We start from the raw sequence: 649 nt of genomic DNA, 5'->3' as shown, positions 1-649 counted from the left end.
CAACTTTTCGGATAGCGTGCCTCCAGTCGAAGGAGGCGCCCGATGGAGACCACGACCGCACGACAGTACGGCGGCCAGTCGGCCGAGGAACGGGACCGCAGCCGGCTCCTGCGACTGCGCGCCGCTGCCCTCGACCTGTTCGGCACCCACGGCTACCAGGCCACGTCGATCGACCGACTCTGCTCGACGGCATCGGTCTCCACGCGCCACTTCTACCTGCAGTTCAGCTGCAAGGAGGACCTCCTCCTCGACCTCTACGGCGCGATCACGGCCGACGCCTACGAAGCCGTCGCCGTCTCGCTGGCCGCGAGCCAGGAGGACGACTTCCGCCGGCGCCTCGACGCCGCCGTCCGCGCCTATCTCCGACCCGTGCTGGCCGACCCCCGGACCGCCCGGATCGCCTTCGTCGAGATCGTCGGCGTCAGCCCGCGGGTCGAGCAGCAGCGGCTCGACTTCCGGGCGACCATCGTGGCGCTCGTCGAGGACGAGGGGCGTCGGGCCGTCGCCCGCAAGGAGATCGCACCACGGGACTTCCGCTTCCTCGCCCTCTCCCTCAGCGGTGCCATCAACGTCGTGGTCCACGACTGGATGCTCCAGCGCAAACGGGCGTCGGCACGGCGACTCGAGGACCAGTTGTCCGCACTCGCGA

At 70.0% G+C, this 649-nt stretch carries 1 protein-coding gene; it reads left to right on the top strand.

Annotated features, from left to right (window positions below):
- Nucleotides 1–42: 42 nt before the first annotated feature.
- Nucleotides 43–649, top strand: a 607-nt coding sequence (locus ACOADB_RS25820) for a TetR/AcrR family transcriptional regulator (RefSeq protein ID WP_378605692.1), incomplete at its 3' end; no start/stop codon positions are given.

Source organism: Nocardioides sp. CPCC 206348, from assembly GCF_048654705.1.
GTDB lineage: Bacteria > Actinomycetota > Actinomycetes > Propionibacteriales > Nocardioidaceae > Nocardioides.
Note: the sequence above shows the minus strand (reverse complement) of the source record. Positions and strands in the feature narration are given on the sequence as shown.